General features: G+C 62.8%; 24 protein-coding genes and 2 tRNA genes. 14 read left to right on the top strand and 12 right to left on the bottom strand.

What is annotated here, in order from left to right:
* Positions 1-62: 62 nt before the first annotated feature.
* From AC0QTX_RS20140 to AC0QTX_RS20110, 7 genes are all read right to left on the bottom strand, one after another.
* A complete protein-coding gene (locus AC0QTX_RS20140; RefSeq protein WP_474605605.1) occupies positions 63-1,283 on the bottom strand; it encodes a vWA domain-containing protein in 1,221 nt (406 codons plus the stop codon).
* Positions 1,280-2,194: an AAA family ATPase gene (locus AC0QTX_RS20135; RefSeq protein WP_474605604.1), complete on the bottom strand. Its 915-nt coding sequence runs from the start codon at positions 2,192-2,194 to the stop codon at positions 1,280-1,282. Before AC0QTX_RS20135 ends, AC0QTX_RS20140 begins: the two co-directional genes overlap by 4 nt.
* A 76-nt stretch (positions 2,195-2,270) precedes the next feature.
* The gene (locus AC0QTX_RS20130) at positions 2,271-3,077 is read right to left on the bottom strand and encodes an FAD binding domain-containing protein (RefSeq protein ID WP_474605603.1); all 807 of its coding nucleotides are present in this window, start codon (positions 3,075-3,077) and stop codon (positions 2,271-2,273) included.
* Positions 3,078-3,089: 12 nt separating this feature from the next.
* Entirely contained in the window at positions 3,090-5,453 is a 2,364-nt protein-coding gene (locus tag AC0QTX_RS20125) for a xanthine dehydrogenase family protein molybdopterin-binding subunit (RefSeq protein ID WP_474605602.1), read from the bottom strand.
* 154 nt (positions 5,454-5,607) lie between these two features.
* A complete protein-coding gene (locus AC0QTX_RS20120; RefSeq protein WP_474605601.1) occupies positions 5,608-6,102 on the bottom strand; it encodes a (2Fe-2S)-binding protein in 495 nt (164 codons plus the stop codon).
* A gap of 177 nt (positions 6,103-6,279) precedes the next feature.
* Positions 6,280-6,741 carry an SRPBCC family protein gene (locus AC0QTX_RS20115; RefSeq protein WP_474605600.1) on the bottom strand — a complete coding sequence of 154 codons (462 nt, stop codon included), beginning with the start codon at positions 6,739-6,741 and terminating at the stop codon, positions 6,280-6,282.
* A 98-nt stretch (positions 6,742-6,839) separates the two neighbouring features.
* Positions 6,840-7,295: an iron-sulfur cluster assembly scaffold protein gene (locus AC0QTX_RS20110; protein WP_474605599.1), complete on the bottom strand. Its 456-nt coding sequence runs from the start codon at positions 7,293-7,295 to the stop codon at positions 6,840-6,842.
* Between the two features lie 187 nt (positions 7,296-7,482).
* Here AC0QTX_RS20110 and AC0QTX_RS20105 point away from each other — a divergent pair, with 187 nt between their 5' ends.
* From AC0QTX_RS20105 to AC0QTX_RS20090, 4 genes are all read left to right on the top strand, one after another.
* Positions 7,483-7,806, top strand: coding sequence for an XdhC family protein (locus tag AC0QTX_RS20105; protein ID WP_474605598.1), 324 nt, complete (start codon positions 7,483-7,485; stop codon positions 7,804-7,806).
* A gap of 5 nt (positions 7,807-7,811) precedes the next feature.
* Positions 7,812-8,504 (top strand): XdhC family protein, encoded by a 693-nt coding sequence (locus tag AC0QTX_RS20100; protein WP_474605597.1) that lies wholly within the window; start codon positions 7,812-7,814, stop codon positions 8,502-8,504.
* A 68-nt stretch (positions 8,505-8,572) separates the two neighbouring features.
* The gene (locus AC0QTX_RS20095) at positions 8,573-9,520 is read left to right on the top strand and encodes a molybdopterin-binding protein (protein WP_474605596.1); all 948 of its coding nucleotides are present in this window, start codon (positions 8,573-8,575) and stop codon (positions 9,518-9,520) included.
* 5 nt (positions 9,521-9,525) lie between these two features.
* Positions 9,526-10,104, top strand: coding sequence for a nucleotidyltransferase family protein (locus AC0QTX_RS20090; protein ID WP_474605595.1), 579 nt, complete (start codon positions 9,526-9,528; stop codon positions 10,102-10,104).
* Positions 10,105-10,132: 28 nt separating this feature from the next.
* Here the strand turns inward: AC0QTX_RS20090 and AC0QTX_RS20085 are convergent, their stop codons facing one another.
* Positions 10,133-10,435, bottom strand: a complete 303-nt coding sequence (locus AC0QTX_RS20085) for a hypothetical protein (protein WP_474605594.1) — start codon at positions 10,433-10,435, stop codon at positions 10,133-10,135.
* A gap of 194 nt (positions 10,436-10,629) precedes the next feature.
* On the opposite strand from AC0QTX_RS20085, the gene AC0QTX_RS20080 reads away from it, so the two are divergent.
* Positions 10,630-10,854, top strand: a complete 225-nt coding sequence (locus AC0QTX_RS20080; RefSeq protein WP_474605593.1) for a DUF6894 family protein — start codon at positions 10,630-10,632, stop codon at positions 10,852-10,854.
* Positions 10,855-10,908: 54 nt separating this feature from the next.
* Here the strand turns inward: AC0QTX_RS20080 and AC0QTX_RS20075 are convergent, their stop codons facing one another.
* The 3 genes from AC0QTX_RS20075 to AC0QTX_RS20065 form a co-directional block, all read right to left on the bottom strand.
* Positions 10,909-11,166, bottom strand: a complete 258-nt coding sequence (locus AC0QTX_RS20075; RefSeq protein ID WP_474605592.1) for a hypothetical protein — start codon at positions 11,164-11,166, stop codon at positions 10,909-10,911.
* A 94-nt stretch (positions 11,167-11,260) separates the two neighbouring features.
* A complete protein-coding gene (locus AC0QTX_RS20070) occupies positions 11,261-11,887 on the bottom strand; it encodes a 2-dehydro-3-deoxy-6-phosphogalactonate aldolase (RefSeq protein WP_474605591.1) in 627 nt (208 codons plus the stop codon).
* A 198-nt stretch (positions 11,888-12,085) separates the two neighbouring features.
* Complete coding sequence (locus AC0QTX_RS20065) at positions 12,086-13,078, bottom strand: acetyltransferase domain-containing protein (RefSeq protein ID WP_474605590.1); 993 nt, start codon at positions 13,076-13,078, stop codon at positions 12,086-12,088.
* Positions 13,079-13,125: 47 nt separating this feature from the next.
* On the opposite strand from AC0QTX_RS20065, the gene AC0QTX_RS20060 reads away from it, so the two are divergent.
* The 8 genes from AC0QTX_RS20060 (at position 13,126) to AC0QTX_RS20025 (ending at position 17,620) form a co-directional block, all read left to right on the top strand.
* Positions 13,126-13,881: an SIR2 family NAD-dependent protein deacylase gene (locus AC0QTX_RS20060; RefSeq protein ID WP_474605589.1), complete on the top strand. Its 756-nt coding sequence runs from the start codon at positions 13,126-13,128 to the stop codon at positions 13,879-13,881.
* A gap of 127 nt (positions 13,882-14,008) precedes the next feature.
* Complete coding sequence (locus AC0QTX_RS20055) at positions 14,009-14,629, top strand: cold-shock protein (protein WP_474605588.1); 621 nt, start codon at positions 14,009-14,011, stop codon at positions 14,627-14,629.
* The gene (locus AC0QTX_RS20050; RefSeq protein WP_474605587.1) at positions 14,629-15,096 is read left to right on the top strand and encodes a DUF192 domain-containing protein; all 468 of its coding nucleotides are present in this window, start codon (positions 14,629-14,631) and stop codon (positions 15,094-15,096) included. Before AC0QTX_RS20055 ends, AC0QTX_RS20050 begins: the two co-directional genes overlap by 1 nt.
* A 32-nt stretch (positions 15,097-15,128) precedes the next feature.
* Positions 15,129-15,533 carry a hypothetical protein gene (locus AC0QTX_RS20045; RefSeq protein ID WP_474605586.1) on the top strand — a complete coding sequence of 135 codons (405 nt, stop codon included), beginning with the start codon at positions 15,129-15,131 and terminating at the stop codon, positions 15,531-15,533.
* Between the two features lie 766 nt (positions 15,534-16,299).
* Positions 16,300-16,376 (top strand) — tRNA-Pro (locus tag AC0QTX_RS20040).
* Between the two features lie 37 nt (positions 16,377-16,413).
* Positions 16,414-16,719 carry an ETC complex I subunit gene (locus AC0QTX_RS20035; RefSeq protein WP_474605585.1) on the top strand — a complete coding sequence of 102 codons (306 nt, stop codon included), beginning with the start codon at positions 16,414-16,416 and terminating at the stop codon, positions 16,717-16,719.
* Between the two features lie 21 nt (positions 16,720-16,740).
* A tRNA-Arg gene (locus AC0QTX_RS20030) sits at positions 16,741-16,817 on the top strand.
* A gap of 107 nt (positions 16,818-16,924) precedes the next feature.
* A complete protein-coding gene (locus tag AC0QTX_RS20025) occupies positions 16,925-17,620 on the top strand; it encodes a TVP38/TMEM64 family protein (protein ID WP_474605584.1) in 696 nt (231 codons plus the stop codon).
* 144 nt (positions 17,621-17,764) lie between these two features.
* Here the strand turns inward: AC0QTX_RS20025 and AC0QTX_RS20020 are convergent, their stop codons facing one another.
* Entirely contained in the window at positions 17,765-18,484 is a 720-nt protein-coding gene (locus AC0QTX_RS20020) for a GntR family transcriptional regulator (protein ID WP_474605583.1), read from the bottom strand.
* A gap of 98 nt (positions 18,485-18,582) precedes the next feature.
* On the opposite strand from AC0QTX_RS20020, the gene AC0QTX_RS20015 reads away from it, so the two are divergent.
* Positions 18,583-19,512 (top strand): dihydrodipicolinate synthase family protein, encoded by a 930-nt coding sequence (locus AC0QTX_RS20015; protein ID WP_474605582.1) that lies wholly within the window; start codon positions 18,583-18,585, stop codon positions 19,510-19,512.
* The last annotated feature ends 134 nt before the right edge of the window (positions 19,513-19,646 follow it).

Genomic DNA, 19,646 nt, shown 5'->3' with positions numbered 1-19,646 from the left:
ATCGCCTATTAGATGGAGCATCGGGGCAAAGGTTCCCATCCTGCCTGTGGTGCCCCTGAGGCTTATGATGCCCGCAGCCACTGACGCGGGTTGCTTCGCTCCGTCGGCTCGCCGGACAAGGCACGACAGAGCTCTCCCATCGACGCCAGATTGTGGATGGGCCTGAATTCGTCGACATAGGGCAGCATCGCGCGGATGCCTGAGGCGCGGGCCTCGAAGGCGTCGAAGCGCAGGAGCGGATTCAGCCATATCAGGCGGCGGCATGAACGCTTGAGCCGGTCCATTTCGAAGGTCAGCTCCCGCGTCACCTCGCGTTCAAGCCCGTCGGTGAAGAGCAGCACGATGGCGCCCTGGCCGAGCACCCGGCGCGACCAGTGGCGGTTGAAGTCGTGGATCGCATGAGCAATCCGGGTCCCGCCCTCCCAGTCCTGCACGCGCTTCGAGGCGCGGGCGAGCGCCTCGTCAGGGTCGCGGCTCGTCAGTTCCCGGCTGATATTCGTCAGACGCGTCGCGAAAACGAAGGAGTGGACGCGCCGTCTCTTCTCGGAGATTGCGTGAAGAAAGTGCAGAAAGAGCCGGGAATAGTCCGCCATTGAGCCTGAGATGTCCATGAGCGCCACCACGGGCGCATGGCGCACGGCAGGCGAGCGATAGGCCAGGTCGATCGCAGCACCGCCTCCGCGCAGCGATCGACGGAAAGTCCTGCGCGGATCGATCCGGCGGCCTCTAGGATCCGACAGGAAGCGGCGCGTGGTCACTTCGTCGTCCGGCAGGGACATCTCGGCGATCAGCCGCTTGGCCACGGCGATCTCGGCGGCCGACATCTGGGAGAAGTCCTTGGCCTTCAGAACTTCCCGGTCCGAGACGGTGAGGCGGGCGGAGAATTCGGTTTTCTCAACCGGTTCCGGCTTCTCCTGCCGGGGTGCAGCCAGGGCTTCGGCCACGCGCAGGGCCCCAGCCTGCGGTTTCTTCTCCTCCTTGGCCCCGCCGGGAGAGATCGGTGACATCTGGGCGATGAGCTTCTCGATCAGGGCACGTCGTCGCCAGAAGATGCGGAAGGCCTGGTCGAACAGGGTGCTGTGCTCGTGCCGCTTTACGAACACGGCGTGGAGGGTCCAGTAGAAGTCCTCACGCGCGCCGATCCGCGCCGCCTCGACGGCCGCGATGGCATCGAGAACCGCTCCGGGGCCGACCGGCAGACCTGCGGCCCGCAAGGCGCGGGCGAAATAGGCGATGTTGTCCGGAAGCCGGCCTTCGCCCGTGCGGGTCTGCGCATCGGTCACCCAGATGTCCTCAGGGCATCTTGCACGCGGTCGAGCATGTCCTTCGCCCGGCTGCCCTGCATCTTCTGAATGTCGTCCTGATATTTCAGGAGAACGCCGAGAGTGTCCGAGACCAGCGCCGGATCGAGTGCAACCGCATCGAGTTCCACGAGAGCGGAAGCCCAGTCGAGGGTTTCAGCCACGCCCGGCGCCTTGAACAGATCCTCCTTCCGGATTGCCTGAACGAAGGCGACGATTTCCTGCGACAGGCGCTCGGAGGATTGCGGAACTCGGCTCGAGAGAATGGCGAGTTCCCGCTCCGCATCCGGATAATCGACCCAGTGATAGAGGCAGCGGCGCTTGAGCGCGTCGTGGATCTCGCGGGTGCGGTTCGACGTGATGATGACGATGGGCGGGTGCTCCGCCTTGACGGTGCCGAGTTCCGGTATGGTGACCTGGAAGTCCGAGAGCACCTCCAGAAGAAACGCCTCGAAGGCCTCGTCCGTGCGGTCGAGTTCGTCGATGAGGAGAACCGGGGCGCCAGAGGTGTCGGGCTCGAGCGCCTGCAGGAGCGGCCGCTTCACCAGGTATCGTTCCGAGAACAGGTCGTTTTCCAACGTGTCGCGATCCACTGCTCCGCCGGCCTCGGCCAACCGGATGGCCATCATCTGACCGGCATAGTTCCACTCGTAGACCGCAGAGGCGACGTCAAGGCCCTCGTAGCATTGCAGGCGGATCAGACGGCGCCCGAGCGCCGACGAGAGCACCTTCGCAATCTCCGTCTTGCCGACGCCTGCTTCTCCCTCGAGAAAGAGCGGACGTCCGAGCTTCAGTGCAAGGAAGAGCACCGTCGCGAGCGAGCGGTCGGCCACATAGCCGGCGCTCTTCAGAAGATCAAATGTGCTGTCGATGGAACCGGGTTGGTCGGCCACGGGCTGTGCTGCTCCAAAGGGCGTGATGCCCGGGAGGACCCGGGCATTGCGTCAATGTCGTTTCAGGTGCGACTGTTCAGCCCCGAGCGGCAGCCGCCTGTACGGCCCTGCGAGCCATGACGCCGACGAGATGAGCCCGGTATGCTGCATCCGCATGGATGTCGCTGTTCATCTCGCTCTCCGCAACAGTGACGCCGTCGAGGGCTTCCGGAGCGAAGTTCGTGCTCAGGGCCTGTTCCATGTCGGCGGCCCGGAACACGCCGTTCGAGCCGGCTCCCGTCACGGCGACTCGGACGCCGTCCGTGTGCTTGGCCACGAACACGCCGACGAGAGCGTAGCGTGAGGCCGGATTGCGGAACTTGACGTAGGCTGCCTGCGTGGGGATCTGGAACGACACCTGGGTGATGATCTCGCCTTCCTCCAGAGCAGTCGTGAAGATGCCCTGGAAGAAATCATCCGCCGCGATCTTCCGCTGGTTGGTGATGATCGTCGCTTGGAGGGCAAGACAAGCGGCTGGGTAATCCGCCGATGGATCGTTGTTGGCGACAGAGCCGCCGATGGTGCCGCGATTGCGCACATGCGGATCGCCGATGAGTTCGGCCATCTCGGCCAGGGCCGGAAGCGCCTCCTTCACCTCGGCGGAATGGGCAACTTCCGCATGCTTCATCATGGCCCCGACGGTGATTGCGTCACCGGATCGATCGATGCCGCTAAGCTCAGCGATCTGACCGAGATCGATCAGGTTTGCGGGGCCGGCGAGCCGCAGCTTCATGGTCGGCAGCAGGGTGTGCCCGCCAGCGAGGAACTTGGTGTCCTCGGCCTGACCGGCCAATCCCGCGGCTTCCTTGACGCTCGTGGGGCGGTGGTATTCGAAAGCGTACATTGCCGTCCTCCCTTATTCAGCCGCCATGGGCATGCGTGCCTTCTGGGCCGCCCGCCACACCGCCTGGGGCGTTGCCGGCATGGCGATGTCCTCATGGCCGAGGGCATCGGTGATCGCGTTGATGACCGCCGGGGGGGCCGCGATGGCTCCAGCCTCGCCGCAGCCCTTGATCCCGAGCGGGTTCGAAGGGCAGGGGGTCACCGTCATGCCGACCTGGAAGGACGGCAGGTCGATGGCGCGCGGCATGCAGTAATCGTTGAAGCTGGCCGTGATGAGCTGCCCGCTCTCGTCGTAGACGGCACCTTCGAGGAGCGCCTGACCGACGCCCTGAGCGATGCCGCCATGAACCTGGCCCTCGACGATCATCGGGTTGATGATCACCCCGAAATCGTCCACTGCCGTCCAGCGCTCGATCTTGGTCACGCCGGTGTCGGGATCGATCTCCACCTCGCAGATGTGGACGCCGGCCGGGAAGGTGAAGTTGGTTGGATCGTAGAACGCTCCCTCCTTCAAGCCGGGCTCAAGATCCTGGCCCGAGAACTTGTGCGCGATGTAGGCCTGGAGGGCGATTTCACCGAAAGCCATCGAACGGTCGGTTCCGGCCACGCCGAACCTGCCGTCCTTGAACTCGATATCGCCCTCGGACGCTTCGAGCACATGGGCCGCTACCTTCCTGCCCTTCGCGATCACCTTGTCGATGGCCTTGGCGATAGCCGACATGCCGACCGCACCGGAACGCGAGCCATAGGTGCCCATGCCGAACTGCACCTTGTCGGTGTCGCCGTGAACGATGCTGACCTGATCGATGGAAATTCCGAGCCGGTCGGACACGAGCTGCGCGAAGGTGGTCTCATGGCCCTGGCCGTGGCTATGCGAGCCGGTCAGCACCTCGACGGAACCGGTCGGATTGACACGCACTTCGGCGGATTCCCACAGGCCCACGCCGGCCCCGAGGGAGCCGACCGCCTGCGAGGGAGCGATGCCGCAGGCCTCGATATAGCTGGAGAAGCCGATGCCCCGCAGCTTGCCGCGGCGTGCGCTTTCCTGCTTGCGTTGCTGGAAGTTCCTGTAGTCGGCAATTTCCAGAGCCTTGTCGAGCGAAGCGGCATAGTCGCCCGTGTCGTAGGTCATGATGACCGGCGTCGTATGGGGGAACTGCGTGATGTAGTTCTTGCGGCGGAACTCGGCCGGGTCCTGGCCCAGTTCGCGGGCAGTCTTCTCGACGAGCCGCTCGACCACGAAGGTGGCCTCGGGCCGTCCCGCGCCTCGATAGGCATCGACGGGCGCCGTGTTCGTATAAACTCCGTCCACCTCGCAGTAGATGGCCGGAATGTCGTACTGGCCTGAGAGGAGCGGTGCGTAGAGGTAGGTCGGCACGGACGAGGAGAAGGTGGACAGATAGGCGCCCAGATTGGCGGTGGTGTGAACCCGCAAGGCAATGATCTTCCCGTTCTCGTCAGTGGCCATTTCCGCGTGGGTGACGTGATCGCGGCCATGGGCGTCGGACAGGAAGGCTTCCGAGCGATCCGAGGTCCACTTCACCGGCCGCTTCACCTTCTTCGCCGCCCAGACGCAGACCGTCTCCTCCGCGTAGATGAAGATCTTGGAGCCGAACCCGCCGCCCACATCCGGCGCGATGACACGCAGCTTGTGCTCGGGTGCCACGCCGATGAAAGCCGAGAGGACGAGGCGGGCCACGTGCGGGTTCTGGCTTGTAGTGTAGAGTGTGTAGTTGTCGGTCCCGAAATCGTATTCGCCCACCGCCGCGCGGGGCTCGATGGGGTTCGGCACCAGACGGTTGTTGATGAGGTCGATCTTCGTCACGTGCTTCGCCCGGGCGAAAGCCGCTTCCGTCTCATCCTTGTTGCCGAGATGCCAGTTGAATACGGTGTTGTCGGGCGAGACGTCATGCACCTGAACGGACGCCTTCGTCGCTTGGGCCGTATCAACCACGGCCGGGAGAACGTCGTAATCGACAACGATGGCTTCGGCCGCGTCTTTCGCCTGAGCGAGCGTCTCGGCGATCACCACCGCCACATGGTCGCCTACATAGCGCACCTTGCCCTGAGCCAGGGCCGGGTGAGGTCCCGCCTTCATCGGACTGCCGTCTTTGGAGTGAATCATCCAGCCGCAGATGAGACCGCCGATCTTGTCGGCCGCGAGGTCGTCGCCCGTGAAGACGGCGATCACGCCCGGCATGATCATGGCCGGTCCCGTGTCGATGGACCGGATGGCTGCATGGGCGTGGGGAGAGCGAAGGAAATACGCGTGGGCTTGGCCAGGCCGGTTGAAGTCGTCGACGTAGCGCCCCTGGCCGGTGACGAAACGCTGATCCTCTTTCCGGCGGACGGGTGCGCCGATCCCTGTAGCGTTCATGAATTCCTCCCTTGGCTTTGTTGTCCCTCACCGGGCGGAAGCGAAGCGGAGTCTTCGAACAAGGCTCTGGAGAGATGGCGCCTTCCTCGAGACCCGCCTGCAGCTTGCACCTGCCCGGCAGGGCGTCGTGCGTTGGACGGGGGCGTGGCGGACCTTACTCGGCCGCCTGCGGCAGAGGCTCCTGAGCCATCGCTTGAGCTCCAGCGGCAACGGCCTTGACGATGTTGTGATAGCCCGTGCAGCGGCAAAGATTGCCTTCGAGTTCGGCCCGGATGGTCTGCTCGTCGAGGGCGTTCCCCTTGCGGTTCACGATATCGATGGCGGACATGATCATGCCGGGCGTGCAGTATCCGCATTGCAGGCCGTGATGCTCACGAAAGGCCGCTTGCATTGGATGCAGCTCGCCGCCCTGGGCAATGCCCTCGATGGTCGTCACGACACTGGCATCGGCCTGAACGGCAAGGGTGGTGCAGGATTTCACGGCCTGCCCGTTCAGGTGAACGACGCAGGCTCCGCATTGGCTGGTGTCGCAACCCACATGGGTTCCGGTCAGTCTCAGGTTGTCGCGAAGGAATTGAACGAGCAGGGTGCGGGGATCGACGTCTGCGGTGACGGATTGACCGTTCACCGTCAGGGAGACGGTGGTCATGCGTGATATCCTCCTCAGTCGCCAGCAACCCGGCCAACCTTCAGGTGGTCTCAGGCACCGGCAGGTATTTTTTATTGGACGATCGCACGAAGGCGATCCATCGAAGCCGAGTGTGGCCCGCCAGGTGTGGGCGGTCAAGCATTGGAATGATTCAAAGGATGGCCGGTGCGGACATCATCATGCGGCCGACTCTGCGGGGGAGAGGATCCTGGCGAAATTCGCAAAGAACTCGTCGGCATATTTCTTGGCCACACCATTGATGAGGCGCCCGCCGAGCTGGGCAATCTTGCCGCCAACATTCGCCTCGACGTCGTAGATCAGCTTGGTGCCACCCTCCATCTCTTCGAGGCGCACTTTCGCGCCCCCTTTGGCCCAACCTGCGACGCCGCCCTGTCCCTCGCCGCCGATCGTGTAGCCGTTGGGCGGGTCGAGGTCGGTGAGGGTGACGCCGCCCTTGAAGGTCGCCTTCACGGGTCCGACCGACACTTTGGCAACCGCCTGGAATTCCGTGTCGCTGATCTTCTCCAGGTCCTGACATCCGGGAATCGCCGCTTTCAGGACCTCCGGATCGTTGAGGGCTGCCCATACCGTGGCCCGATCGGCCGGAAGAGCGACCTCACCCTGCATCGTCATTGCCATGCTGCGTTCTCCTGCTGTGACGGCCCGCCAGCAGAGTAAGTGCAAATCAGGCGGCACGTCACCTGCCAAGCGTTGCTGCACCGCACGCCCGCCGTATCTCAGATGCTGGGGACTGCTCGTCCCTTCTCGGCCGCCTCAGCCTTGGCCAGCGCATCGACCACCGCGTCAAGGGTGAGGAGGATAGAGGCATGACGGGCTTTCAGATCCCGCGCCGGTTCAAGGAGCGCCAGGTCGGCCCATTTGCCCGAAGGAGGATCTCCACCGGTCTTCAGCATGCGATGCATGTCCTCCCGGAGCGCCCGAAGCTCCTCGGCGGTCGAGCCGATCACATGCCGTCCCACGATCGACGAGGAGGCCTGACCCAGGGCGCAGGCCTTTACCTCGTGGGCGAAGGCACTCACGACGTTGCCGTCGAGTTTCAGATATACCGTGACCGTTGACCCGCAAAGTTTCGAATGGGCCTTCGCGCTCCCATGCGCATCCGGCAGGGTCCCTTGAAGAGGGATGTCGGCCGCAAGCTCCAGGATGCGGCGGCTGTAGATATCGTTCAGCATCCTGCGGGCAGCCCATCCGACGGAGGTGCTTGTTCGGGAGGGATCTGACGCCGCAAAGCCCGGCCTGTCAATGCTCCGGAATGACCGTCCTGACGAGGCGCGCATCCCGGTTGCAGTTCAAGGGACGGTGGTGGCAGTATCATCCTTCGAGCGGTCGCCATGCCTGCTCCTTTTCCTGGGAACTCTCATGCTTTCAACCGAGACGGATATCCTGAAGACGGCAGAAGCCTGGAGGCGCGAGGGCAGGGGTGTCGCGATCGCGACCGTGGTCGAGACCTGGGGATCTGCCCCCCGGCCGGTGGGCAGCCATCTGGTGATCGACGGGGACACGAACTTTCTCGGCTCCGTGTCCGGAGGATGCGTCGAAGGGGCGGTCATCACGGAGGCCCTGGATGTGATCGTCGATGGAAAGCCCCGCATGATCGAATTCGGAGTGGCCGACGAGACCGCCTGGCAGGTTGGATTGTCCTGCGGCGGGAGGATCAGGATCTACCTTGAGCGAGTGGATTAGACGGAATGCGCCTGAGCCTCCTGTCGGGTCTCAACGCCGAGCGCGCCGCCCGGCGTGCCGCCGTCCTCGTGACGGACGTCGCTTCGGGCGAGCAGCGTCTTGTCAGGGAGGCTGAAATCGGAGACGACCCGCTGACCCAGGAACTGCAGGACAGTCTGCGAAGGGGCAAGAGCGGACTTGTGGAGCGGGATGCCCGCCAGTTCTTCCTGAGCGTGCTGACGCCGCCAGTCAGGCTTGTCGTCATCGGGGCCGTTCATATCAGCCAGGCCCTTGCGCCCATGGCTCAGGGCCTCGACCTCGACGTTACGATCATCGACCCCCGTACGGCTTTCGCGACCCCGGAGCGATTCCCGGGCGTGTCAGTGCTGGCCGAGTGGCCCGATGCCGTTTTGCCGGAGATCAGGATCGACCGGTATACGGCGGTCGTGGCGCTCACCCACGACCCGAAGATCGACGATCCTGCGCTCACAGGCGCCATGCAGTCGGAGTGCTTCTATATCGGCGCGCTCGGCTCGCGCAAAACCCATGACCGCCGCGTTCAGCGCCTCACGGCCTCCGGCTTCACCGAAGCGGATCTCGCTCGAATTCATGCTCCCATCGGTCTTGATATCGGGGCTGTTTCGCCTGCGGAGATCGCCGTCTCCATACTGGCTGAGATCGTTGCGAGCCTGCGCAAGGAGCGGAGGCGCTCGGCGTGAGGTTCGGGCAGGTTCCAGTCGAGGAGGCGATCGGGGCCCTGGCCGCTCACAGCGTCCGAGCTGGCAGTATGGTCGTGAAGAAAGGAACCCTCGTCACGGAGGACATCGCCGCACGCCTGAAACAGGTCGGCGTCGAGACCCTCATCGCAGCCCGCTTCGAGCCCGGCGACATCGCCGAAGACGAGGCGGCCTCCCGGCTGGCACATGCGCTCGCGGGCAGCAACGTGTCCGTCGAAGCGCCCTTTACCGGGCGATCCAATCTCTACGCCGAAACCCCTGGCGTTCTCATCATTGATGTCGATGCGATACACGGGCTCAACGGGGTCGACGAGGCCATGACGGCCGCCACCCTGCCGGCCTACAAGCCCGTCGTCGCAGGGGAAATGATCGGCACCGTCAAGATTATTCCCTATGCCCTTCCTGAGGCCCTGCTGCAGAAGGGGGTCGACAGGATCGGCAGGGGCGCCTTGCGGGTGGCTCCCTACACGCGTCGATCGGTTGCCGTCGTCTCCACCATACTTCCAGGCCTCAAGCCAAGCGTGATCGACAAGACGCTTGCGGTGTTCAGCGACCGGCTGGAGCCGGCAGGCGCTCAGATCCTGCAGGACCGCCGTGTGCCTCACGAAGCAGCCGCCCTCGCCGAAGAACTGGCTTCACAGGCGGTTGGCGACGCGGAGCTGATCATCGTCTTCGGAGCCTCGGCCATTGCGGACCGGCGCGACGTCATTCCGTCCGCCATCGAGATGGCCGGCGGGCAGGTCGAGCATTTCGGTATGCCTGTCGACCCAGGAAACCTGCTTCTTGTGGGCTCCATCGCCGGAAAGCCCGTGATCGGCGCTCCGGGCTGCGCCCGCTCTCCGAAGGAAAATGGCTTCGACTGGATCCTGCACCGCCTTCTGGCAAACGTGCCCGTGACACGGGCGGACATCATGTCCCTCGGTGTCGGTGGGCTGCTCATGGAGATCGTCTCCCGGCCGCAGCCGCGGGAGGGCGGCGTAAGCGAGGGCGAGGAGTGAGCAAGGTGGCGGCCATTCTCCTGGCGGCCGGGCGCGGTACCCGCTTCGGCGAGGAGCCGAAGCTGCTGGCCCGGCTCGGCGGCAAGGCACTTGTTCGCCACGCGGCTGAGGCTGCCGTCCACTCTTCGGCTGATCCGGTCCTTGTGGTGACGGGCCATCGCTCAGACGCTGTCCAGGCGGAGCTCAAGGGGCTCCCGGTGCGGATCGTTCACAATCCGGACTTCGCCGATGGTCTCTCGACATCGCTGAAGGCTGGATTCCTCGCATTGCCGCCCGACGCAAGAGCCGCGGTCATCCTCCTGGGTGACATGCCGCTCGTGAGCGCCAGCCTGATCGATGAACTTGTGGCCGGTTGGAGCGAAAGCGGACAACCGCCAGCCCTTGTGCCCACTCTGAACGGCCGGCGCGGGAATCCTGTCGTGATCTCGCGTGCGCTCCAGGGTGCAATCAAAGGGCTCACCGGTGACGTCGGCGCAGGACCCGTTCTTCGCAATAGGCCCGATGTTGTCGAATGGCCGACGGCGGACGATGCCGTGGTCCAGGACATCGACACCCAAGAGGAGTTCGGCAAGCTCAAGCTTTAAAGCCTCAGACCCTCAGGGCGGCAATCCATCAGACAGGGTTACCCTTAACCTTGGTCACCATCTCCCAGTTATCGCCAGCGGCGATCATGCAGGCTTTCCCATCCGGCATGGTCATGACCATCGTCCAGGAGCCGTTCGAGGATGCGAAGACCTCCAGAACCTGTCCGGGCTGGGACAGGCCTATGCCGACCGGGTCTTCCTTGTATTGATCTGCCAGCAATCTGACGAGCTGTTCGCGGGGGCCGCAGGCCGACTGGGCGCTGGCCGGAGAGGCGCCGATGGCCGCGAGGGCGGCCAATGCCGCGAGCGGGGCAAGGGAGGAGCGGACCATGGTATTTCCCTATACGGTTGACCCGCACTGACCCTTGGCGTGCTGATCAACGCAGCATGACGAAAAAAGCTCCACTGTTCGGATGTGTACTGTCGTCCGGGACAGGAATGTGTATAGGAAGCACGAGGCTGTCGGTTGAACCTGCCGCCGGCAAAGGCGTTTCTCCCGCCACACATCAGAATGAAGCTGGAACCATGCCCCGCTATTTCTTCAACATCCGGGACGGATACGAGGTTGATGAGGACGAGGAGGGCATCGAGCTTCCCGACCTCGAAGCCGCCAAGGCCGAAGCTCTTGCGACGGTGGAGGAGCTTCGCGACGAACTGGCAGACGCAGGCAATATCGAGCTCGAAATCACGGACGAGACCGGGCAGCGCCTTCTGACGGTTCCATTCTTTCGGAGCGGGCGCCGCCGATAAGGAAAAGGCCCGGCGTGAGATGCCGGGCCCTTCTTGGGAAAGCGCGAGAGCGGTTTAGCACTCGACCTTCTTCTTGGTGGTCGTATCGCCGAACTCGTCGGTCTTCTGCTTGGTCTCGGAGGTGCAGCCGACGCTGCCGGTGGTAGAAGTCGTCACCGAGGTCGAGGACGTCGTGCTGGGCTCCGTGCTGCGCTCGATGGTGGTCTTGCTGCCCAGGAGGCCCTCTTCCTTCTTGATCGTCGTGGTGGTGTCCTGAGCGAACGAAGCCGTGCTCAGAAGCGTAGCCGCTAAGATCAGTGCCGTTTTCTTCATCGTCAAACTCCAACAAAGGGGTGTCTCTTCCTGAGAACGGCTTTCGCTCTCGGGGGTTCCTGCCCGATGTTTCAGAATGACGTTGGCGGAAGGCTCAGGCGGGGTTGAGAGAATGCCATGCGGCAGCAAAGTCGCGGGCATTTCTGCCGATCTCCTCGACCGACATGGTCGGCGTGAACAGGGCCGAGCCGAGCCCGAACCCGTTGGCGCCGGCGTCAACATAAGGCTTCATATTGTCGGGCTTGATGCCGCCGACCGGCACGACGATGGCATCCTTCGGCAGCACGGCCCGCCATGCTTTCACGACGGAGGGGGGTATGGCTTCCGCCGGAAAGATCTTGATGGCGTCGGCTCCGGCCTTCAGCGCCGCGAAGGCCTCGGTCGGTGTCGCCACGCCGGGGGTGCAGATGAGATCCTGCTCCTTGGCCCGCTTAATGACTTCGAGATCCGCATGTGGCATGACGATCAGCCTGCCGCCTACGTCGCGGATACCGTTTACCTGCTCAGGATCGAGAACTGTTCCGGCGCCGACGAGAACATCTCCCGGCATGGTTTTGGCGAGGCGCTCGATGCTGCGGAACGGCTCGGGAGAATTGAGCGGAACTTCGATGATGCGGAAGCCTGCCTCAACCAGAACATGACCAACGGCTTCGGCGTTTTCGGGTTTCAGGCCCCGCAGGATCGCCACGAGAGGAAGCCCAGCTAGATAATCGCGCAGCACAACTCGCCTCCCAAAGGTGAGACCGGATCACAGGCCGACGCCATCGGCCGGCCGCTACTAGTTGGACCGGCACAGGACGGGTTTCAACCTCTCAGGACTTCGAGGCGAGAAATCGCCCAATGTAGGCGATGGTGCTGCCGAGGGTTGTTCCGCCATGCTGGCTATCCAGCAAGCAGCCTGCACAGCAACGACCATCGTTTATGATGGCGGGCTCTGGCGCAGGCATTGCTGCGCGGCCCGCGAAATGCGTGTCTGGTCCTCGGCCGTCGTGGTGTTGCTGAGCACCTTCTGCCAGAGCTCGCTCTGGCGCAGGGTTGCCACCGTGCAGGAGCAGAGGCCCCGGCAGATCTGAGGCTGTGCGTTCTGCAGGCATGACGCCTCGCACTGGATCATAAAGGGCCGTGCCTCGGCCATAGGGTTGGGGCCGACGATTTGCAGCACTCCGTAGAGAATTCCCAGCAGCACGACCTGGTGGATCAGGTAGATCGGAAGGCTTTTGCGTCCCACCCAGATCAGGAGGGCAGAGAGCCAGCCCCTTGAACGCCAATGGGCAAGGCTCGTGGTCTCCTGCCGTGCCAGCAGAACCCGGCCTGCGGCCACACCGATCAGCACGAGGCCAAACCAGGGAAAGATCGGCACGTAATCGTTGGTGGCCGGCTCGGTCGATCCGAGGCCGAGCCAGTCGAACCAAGGGGCGTCGAGGGCAAGGCTCGTAAAGATCTGCGGCGCCGCGATGCATAGGACTGCGATGGCAAGGGTTATGATCGGGTGCATTCTGAGAAACGGCAGCGCCAGCACGCCTGAGACCGCGATGCAGTGAAGAATACCGAAGAAGATGTAGCTCTCGGGAAAGGCAAAATACGTCGCCAAGGTCACCGCGAGCGCGGCGCCGCCTACCTTCACCAGGCGTCTCAGATAAGGTCGGCGATGGAACCCTTTTGCGTGGGCCAGGACGAGGCCAAGGCCCGAAAGCATGAGAAACGATCCTGCGATGACCCGTGCGAACCAGCGCCAGGCCGGAACCTCGAGGATGTTCGTCTCGATGAGTTGCAGGAAGCTCAGGTCCCAGCTGAAATGGTAGACGACCATCGCCATGATCGCGAGACCGCGGGCGACGTCGATGCCGTCCCATCGGGGAGCAGAAACCGATCGCAGCGGGAGTGGGCTCGCCTTCACTTCCGAATGACTCATGGGCAGGGGCGTTCCTTCCTGGCCTTCCAGCCATAGATGATAAAGGCATGACTGAAAGCCTCACTGCTTCAATCGCCACATTGCAGGGCATGATTCAAGATGCCCGGACGGTGGCGGGGTTCACGGGTGCCGGAATCTCGACGGAGAGCGGCATTCCAGACTTCCGTTCGCCAGACAGCCCGTGGATGCGCAACAGGCCGATTCCCTTCGAGCTCTTCCTTCGAAGCCCGGAAGCACGCAGGGAGGCGTGGCGGCGCAAGTTCACCATGGACGACCTCTACCGCGGGGCCCGTCCGAGCGCCGGGCATATGGCGTTCGCATCTCTCGTCTCCACCGGCAGGATGCCTGCGGTCATCACCCAGAACATCGACGGGCTCCACCAGGCAGCGGGCTTGGGCGAGGAACAAGTCATCGAGCTGCATGGCAACGGCACCTATGCCAAGTGCCTATCCTGCGGGCGGCGGCATGAACTCGACAGGGTGAGGTACCATTTCGAGAGAATCGGGGACGCGCCGGAATGCATGATTTGCGGGGGCATTCTCAAATCGGCCACCCGCTCGTTCGGACAGGCCATGCCTGAAGAACCCATGAGGCGGGCCCAGCGGCTCACGGCGAGCTGCGACCTCTTCCTTGTGGCAGGCTCCTCGCTGGTGGTCTTCCCCGCAGCCGCGTTTCCGGCCTTCGCCAAGGAGAACGGAGCACGCCTGGTCATCGTCAATCGGGAGCAGACGCCCCTCGATCCGGCTGCCGATCTGGTGATCCATGCGGAAATCGGTGAGGTTTTTGCGAAATTTATTTCGTAACTTCAAGAAGATGCGACCTGCCGAACATTTCATTGCCCATCGAGGCGCGTTTCTGGCTTCCCCTGATTCAGGACGATGTTATCCTCTTTTTAAGAATCGGGTTCATGATTCGAGTTTGGGTTTTTTCATGACTGGCGATTACAGCTCCAATTCTTTCAGTCTCCGTGAGGAGAGTCCTTCCTTAGACCAAGGGCGCCGCGAGGTTCCTCATCCGGACTCGGAGGAGGGCGCTCTCGAGCTCGTCCAGGTCAGCGGTCGTATCAAGTGGTTCGACGTAGCCAAGGGTTTCGGCTTCATCGTTCCCGACAACGGCATGCCCGATGTTCTGCTGCATGTGACGTGCCTGCGCCGCGATGGCTATCAGGCCGCTAATGAAGGCGCGAGGATTGTGGTCGAGGCCGTTCAGCGCCCGCGCGGGCTGCAGGCCTTCCGCATAGTCTCCCTCGACGAGTCCACGGCGCTGCATCCGTCCGAGCTTCCGCTGCCCCGCACCCATGTCCAGGTGGTGCCGACCAGCGGCTTGGAGCCTGCGGTCGTGAAGTGGTTCAACCGCCTGCGCGGCTTCGGCTTCCTGACGCAAGGCGAAGGCAAGCCGGACATTTTCGTCCACATGGAGACGCTGCGCCGCTACGGTATTGCCGAGCTGAAGCCCGGCGAGCGGGTTTTCGTGCGGTTCGGCGACGGCTCCAAGGGCCTGATGGCTGCCGAGGTCCGTCTGGCCGACATGGCCCTGCCGCACTCCCATTGATGAGACGATCCGTGCTGCAGCGGTTCCGGCCGGTTCTTCCGGCGCTCGGCTTTATCGTCCTCCTGGCCGGTGCGGTTTACGCGCAAGCCCTTGAGACCCTGTCCATCGGCACCCAGGGGGGGCAAAAGCAGTCCTTCCGGGTCGAGGTGGCCCGCAATGACGCAGATCGGGCGCAGGGATTGATGTTCCGGCGCTCCATGCCGGCGGATCAGGGAATGCTATTCGATTTTGGGCGCGTCGAACCGATATCCATGTGGATGCAGAATACCTACCTGCCGCTCGATATGCTGTTCATCCGACCGGATGGAACGATCGCCCGCATCGCAGCGAACACAGAGCCTCTGTCCACCCGCACGATCCCATCCGGTGAGCCGGTGCTGGCGGTTCTCGAACTGAATGCTGGAACCGCAGCCAGGCTCGGGATCAAGCCGGGCGACCGGGTGGAGCACACCATCTTCAAACGCTGAGACAGGTGCGGGCAGGGATGTCCGGAAGGTTCATGAGAATGGTCGCTGTCGTGACCGGCCTGCTGCTGACGAACGCAGCGGCGGCGCAAGTCGGACCCCATGCGGTGATCAACGTGTCACAGGAGCTCCTAAGCATCTACAATGCGAGGGACGCCGCAGCGCTTCGTGAACTTCTGGCCCCGTCCCTGCAGGCGAAATACGCCTTGGAGGACCTGCGCCTGATCCTGGCGCACTGCCATGGCCTGACCCATGGGATCGGCCGCTTCAGCCTCCCCTCCTGGGGTGCGCGCCGCTACGGCTTCTTCGGGGTCTATGCGGAAAACACGGTCCTCGAAATGGTGCTCGAGATCGACGAGGACGAGAAGATCGTCCATTGGGTGATCACGGACGACGTGACGGCCAAGGATCAGCAATGCGCGCTCAGCAACTCGCCCTAGCATCCCACGAGGAACAGAGCGAGTTGTTGCATCCACCCGCCGATTCGCCTGTTGCAGCCATCTGACCTGGGACATTCCTTCTTGTTCCGCGTTGGCAGGGCGGACCATGAACGAGCCGGAGGAAACCATGAACCGCCGAGATCGCAACAATGCCCTCATGGTTGCGGGCTTCGCTGGGGGCGTCGTCGCCCTGGGTGCCCTGATCACGATCATGCTGGCGTTGGGGTGATCCAGAATCCAAAAAAAGCGCCCATGGCTACGCATGGACGCTTCAGTTTCCGACCCGTAGGGGCAAAGAAGGCCGGTCCCTCATATAGCAGATGGCATCGTGTCTTCATTGTGGCAATCTGGCAAACAATCAGTCAAGTTTGAATGTTGATGCGATATCATTTCGTAAACAAACGTTTATCTATAAACAGATTCGGGTTGATCAGACGTAAACATTGTCTTACGGAAGATTCTCCCGTAGGGGCATTACGGGCCGGAGGGGCCGCGAAGACTGGCAAATAATGCCAGGTCGCGGCCCTTTTCTTTAAATTTCGATTGAATACTTTCTTACATAGAGGAAAGTGTCCGTGAAGCTTTCTGGAGTCGGGCCTAACATTTTCTTAGTTTGGGTAAATTTTCTTCTCAGAAAGCTCTGGAGGAAACAAGCCCTAGGGTGGTATCTCCAGTCCTTGGCCTCCTGGGTGAGAGTTTGCTGAGGAACTGCAGGGCTTGCACAGGGGTTCTGAAATCGATAGAGAAACCAAGCTGTTGAAGATATCGGGGTGTAGCGCAGTCTGGTAGCGCATCTGCTTTGGGAGCAGAGGGTCGCGGGTTCAAATCCTGCCGCCCCGACCATCATCACCAGCTGAGTCTCGGAGAGAGTCAAAAACCGATGCCTGCACGGATCTACAAGCCTGCCAAGTCTGCACCCCAGTCCGGGATGGCCCGGACGAAGCAGTGGCTTCTCGTCTTCGAGCAGGACAGGCCCCGCGAGATCGAGCCCCTGATGGGTTGGACAAGTTCGGGCGATACCCGTCAGCAGCTCCGCCTGTGGTTCGACTCAAAGGAAGAGGCCATGGCCTACGCTGAGCGCGAGGGCATCGCCTACCGGGTCGAGGAGCCGCACGAGATCAAGCGCCGGACGATCTCCTACTCCGACAATTTCAAGTTCAACCGCGTCGGCCCCTGGACCCACTGAGGTCAAGGCTAGCTGCCGGACGGCTCCGTAGCTCAGCTGGATAGAGCAGCCGCCTTCTAAGCGGCAGGTCGTAGGTTCGAGCCCTACCGGAGTCGCCATTCCTCTTAACGGTCAGGCTGGCATGTGTCGGCAGCTATGAGCCTGATGCCCCGGAACGGCAGCGAGCATCAGGCGTTTGGCTTCGGCCAACCGAGAAGCCTCATCCTTGCCAATTGCCTCCGATAACCGAAAGTTCATCTGGCTCGCCGCCGCATCAGTGATCGGCTTCGTCGCCCTCATTGCCGCCTGGTTCCTGCTGCCCATGGATGCGTGGCTCCAGGCGTTCAGTCGTTGGGCGCAAGGTCTCGGTACAATGGGCGTCGTGCTGGTCAGCGTTGCCTACGTGCTCTGCACGATCCTGCTCGTTCCCGGCGTGGCGCTGACGCTTGCTGTCGCCGTCGCCTATGGCTGGTGGGCGCTTGCGATCTGCTTTTTCGGCGGCATGACAGCGGCCCTGATCTCGTTTCTCATCAGTCGCTATGTCGCCCGCGAGCGCGTCAAACGGTTTCTAGACAGACATCCGACCATGAAGGCCGTCGATGCGGTGGCCCACGAGGAATCGTTCAAGACCATCGTGCTGGCTCGGCTGACCCCCGTCACGCCCTTTGCCGTCGAGAACTACGCCTTCGGCGTCACTGGCGTGCGGCTCGGCTCGTTTCTGGCAGCGACTGCCATCGGGATCGTTCCCGGAACGATCCAGAACGTATGGATCGGCGTCATCGGGCGCACGGCCGCGGGAGGGAGTGCGAGCGTGCTCAACTGGATTCTGCTGAGCATCGGTCTCCTTGCGATGATCGTCCTTACCTTATGGATGACCCGTCAGACGAAGATGCGCATGAAGCAGCAGGCTCGGCCTGCCTAAAGCATAGGACCCAAAAGCGGACTCCACGTTTGGGATCCATCCGATGCCCAATCGTTCAAGCAGCGCATCGTTCGGCGCGGCCATTCGGGTCGCGCAAGCGAATAACCGGTTCCACTTTTCCGCACGATGCGCCAGCTGGTCTGATCATACGGTCCGTGCACCCCCGCCGTCCTTCTGATGCTCGTGAATGTACTTCAGGAGAGACGTCCCGGCGCCTTCTATATGGATTTTCAGCAGCTTGCAGGCCTCGTTGATCTGGCCTTCAAGGCAGAGGCGGAGCAGCTCGTCGTGTTCGGCCTCTGCCCGTGCCCGCCCATCGGTCAGGGCGAGCTGTAGCCGGGTGTGCCGGTCGCATTCCTGCAGAAGATTCGCCACGATGGCGAGGGAGCGGGGATGACCGGCATGCTGGTACAGGACCAGATGGAACTCCCGATTGAGCTCACCCCAGCGGCTGACATGCATGGCGTGAAGCTCTGAGCTGTATTCCTGCAAAATGCCTTTCAGCCGCTGGTAGTCGGCTTCCGTCAGATGCGGCGCCGAGGCTTTGAGGAGCCGCGGTTCGAGCAGGGCCCGGAGGTCGAACAACTCCTCGACCTCTTCCGGTGGGAGCGCCGAGACGATGGCGCCTCGATGGGGGTGGATCTTCACGAGTCCCTCGGCCTCGAGCTGCATCAAAGCCTCACGGACCGGAATCCGACTCACGCCGAACTCCACGGCCAGTGCCTCCTGGCGGAGCTGGAAGCCGGCTTGGAACTCGCCGTCCACGATGCGCCGGCGCAACTCCTCTGCCACCGAGGCGGAGATCGTCCGGTGCTGGAGGGGCTTGTGAACAGGCTTCGGCGAAGGTGCGGCTCGGTTCGTCATCAAACTCATGAAGCAGGAGGGCAGGGTTCTCTTGACAGCGTAGATTTTATACAATATACAATCATCAACTTCAATGCATCATCGGGAGCAGGACCACAATGGCGAATAAAATCGGTTGGGAAGGCGTGTTTCCCGCGGTCACCACCCAGTTCAAGTCGAACTACGATCTCGACCTGGATGCAACGGCCAAGGTGATGGGCGGACTGGTCCGGGATGGCGTCTCGGGCCTTATCGTCTGCGGCACCGTCGGCGAGAACACCTCCCTAAGCCGTTCCGAAAAGGTGGCCGTCATGGAGATTGCCAGGAGCGTGTCCAGCGGCCGGGTGCCGGTGATCGCCGGCATCGCCGAGTTCACCACGCAGTTCGCCTCCGAGGTCGCCAGGGAGGCCGCGCGGGTCGGCGTCGATGGCGTGATGGTCATGCCCGCCCTGGTTTATTCCTCGAAGCCGCATGAGACCGCCGCCCACTTCCGCGGTGTCGCCAAGGCCACCGACCTCCCAGTGATGGTCTACAACAACCCGCCGATCTACAAGAACGACGTGACGCCCGACATCCTGGCATCGCTCGCCGACTGCGAGACCATTGTGTGCTTCAAGGATTCGTCCGGCGACACGCGCCGCTTCATCGACACCAAGAACATGGTCGGCGATCGCTTCGTCCTGTTCGCAGGCCTCGACGACGTGGTGGTCGAGAGCGTGATGCTGGGAGCGGAAGGCTGGATCTCCGGCATGTCAAATGCCTTCCCGCAGGAGGGCGAGACCCTGTTCCGTCTGGCGAAGGCCGGCCGCTACGAGGAGGCGAGGGCGCTGTACGAGTGGTTCATGCCGCTCCTGCATCTCGATGCCCGCCCGGATCTCGTGCAGTGCATCAAGCTGTGCGAGGAGATCATGGGCCGTGGCTCCGCGCTCACCCGTCCGCCGCGCCTGCCTCTCGAAGGGGCGGAGAAGGGCGAAGTCGAGTCCGTCATGGCCAAGGCTCTCAAGAACCGTCCGAAGCTGCCGGATGTGGGCCTGAAGCCCGCGGCCTGATACAACCGAGGCGGGGCTCTCGAGCACCCCGCCTTTCCTCTGCGATCGATACCCTTGTGAACAGCGAGTGAGGCCATGGCGCGCCACACCTTCTTCTGCATCGACGGCCATACCTGCGGCAACCCGGTCCGGGT

This window comes from Microvirga sp. jy35, from assembly GCF_056148915.1.
This window is presented reverse-complemented; position numbering and strand designations above follow the sequence as displayed.

Bases quoted from the DNA above. Each gene is read 5' to 3' on its own strand.
- AC0QTX_RS20035 (WP_474605585.1), top strand. From the start codon at position 16,414: ATGCCTGCACGGATCTACAAGCCTGCCAAGTCTGCACCCCAGTCCGGG.
- AC0QTX_RS20125 (WP_474605602.1), bottom strand. From the start codon at position 5,453: ATGAACGCTACAGGGATCGGCGCACCCGTCCGCCGGAAAGAGGATCAG.
- AC0QTX_RS20080 (WP_474605593.1), top strand. From the start codon at position 10,630: ATGCCCCGCTATTTCTTCAACATCCGGGACGGATACGAGGTTGATGAG.
- AC0QTX_RS20060 (WP_474605589.1), top strand. From the start codon at position 13,126: ATGACTGAAAGCCTCACTGCTTCAATCGCCACATTGCAGGGCATGATT.
- AC0QTX_RS20115 (WP_474605600.1), bottom strand. From the start codon at position 6,741: ATGGCAATGACGATGCAGGGTGAGGTCGCTCTTCCGGCCGATCGGGCC.
- AC0QTX_RS20045 (WP_474605586.1), top strand. From the start codon at position 15,129: ATGAGAATGGTCGCTGTCGTGACCGGCCTGCTGCTGACGAACGCAGCG.
- AC0QTX_RS20105 (WP_474605598.1), top strand. From the start codon at position 7,483: ATGCTTTCAACCGAGACGGATATCCTGAAGACGGCAGAAGCCTGGAGG.
- AC0QTX_RS20110 (WP_474605599.1), bottom strand. From the start codon at position 7,295: ATGCTGAACGATATCTACAGCCGCCGCATCCTGGAGCTTGCGGCCGAC.
- AC0QTX_RS20055 (WP_474605588.1), top strand. From the start codon at position 14,009: ATGACTGGCGATTACAGCTCCAATTCTTTCAGTCTCCGTGAGGAGAGT.
- AC0QTX_RS20130 (WP_474605603.1), bottom strand. From the start codon at position 3,077: ATGTACGCTTTCGAATACCACCGCCCCACGAGCGTCAAGGAAGCCGCG.
- AC0QTX_RS20085 (WP_474605594.1), bottom strand. From the start codon at position 10,435: ATGGTCCGCTCCTCCCTTGCCCCGCTCGCGGCATTGGCCGCCCTCGCG.
- AC0QTX_RS20120 (WP_474605601.1), bottom strand. From the start codon at position 6,102: ATGACCACCGTCTCCCTGACGGTGAACGGTCAATCCGTCACCGCAGAC.
- AC0QTX_RS20020 (WP_474605583.1), bottom strand. From the start codon at position 18,484: ATGACGAACCGAGCCGCACCTTCGCCGAAGCCTGTTCACAAGCCCCTC.
- AC0QTX_RS20100 (WP_474605597.1), top strand. From the start codon at position 7,812: ATGCGCCTGAGCCTCCTGTCGGGTCTCAACGCCGAGCGCGCCGCCCGG.
- AC0QTX_RS20065 (WP_474605590.1), bottom strand. From the start codon at position 13,078: ATGAGTCATTCGGAAGTGAAGGCGAGCCCACTCCCGCTGCGATCGGTT.
- AC0QTX_RS20075 (WP_474605592.1), bottom strand. From the start codon at position 11,166: ATGAAGAAAACGGCACTGATCTTAGCGGCTACGCTTCTGAGCACGGCT.
- AC0QTX_RS20015 (WP_474605582.1), top strand. From the start codon at position 18,583: ATGGCGAATAAAATCGGTTGGGAAGGCGTGTTTCCCGCGGTCACCACC.
- AC0QTX_RS20050 (WP_474605587.1), top strand. From the start codon at position 14,629: ATGAGACGATCCGTGCTGCAGCGGTTCCGGCCGGTTCTTCCGGCGCTC.
- AC0QTX_RS20095 (WP_474605596.1), top strand. From the start codon at position 8,573: ATGGTCGTGAAGAAAGGAACCCTCGTCACGGAGGACATCGCCGCACGC.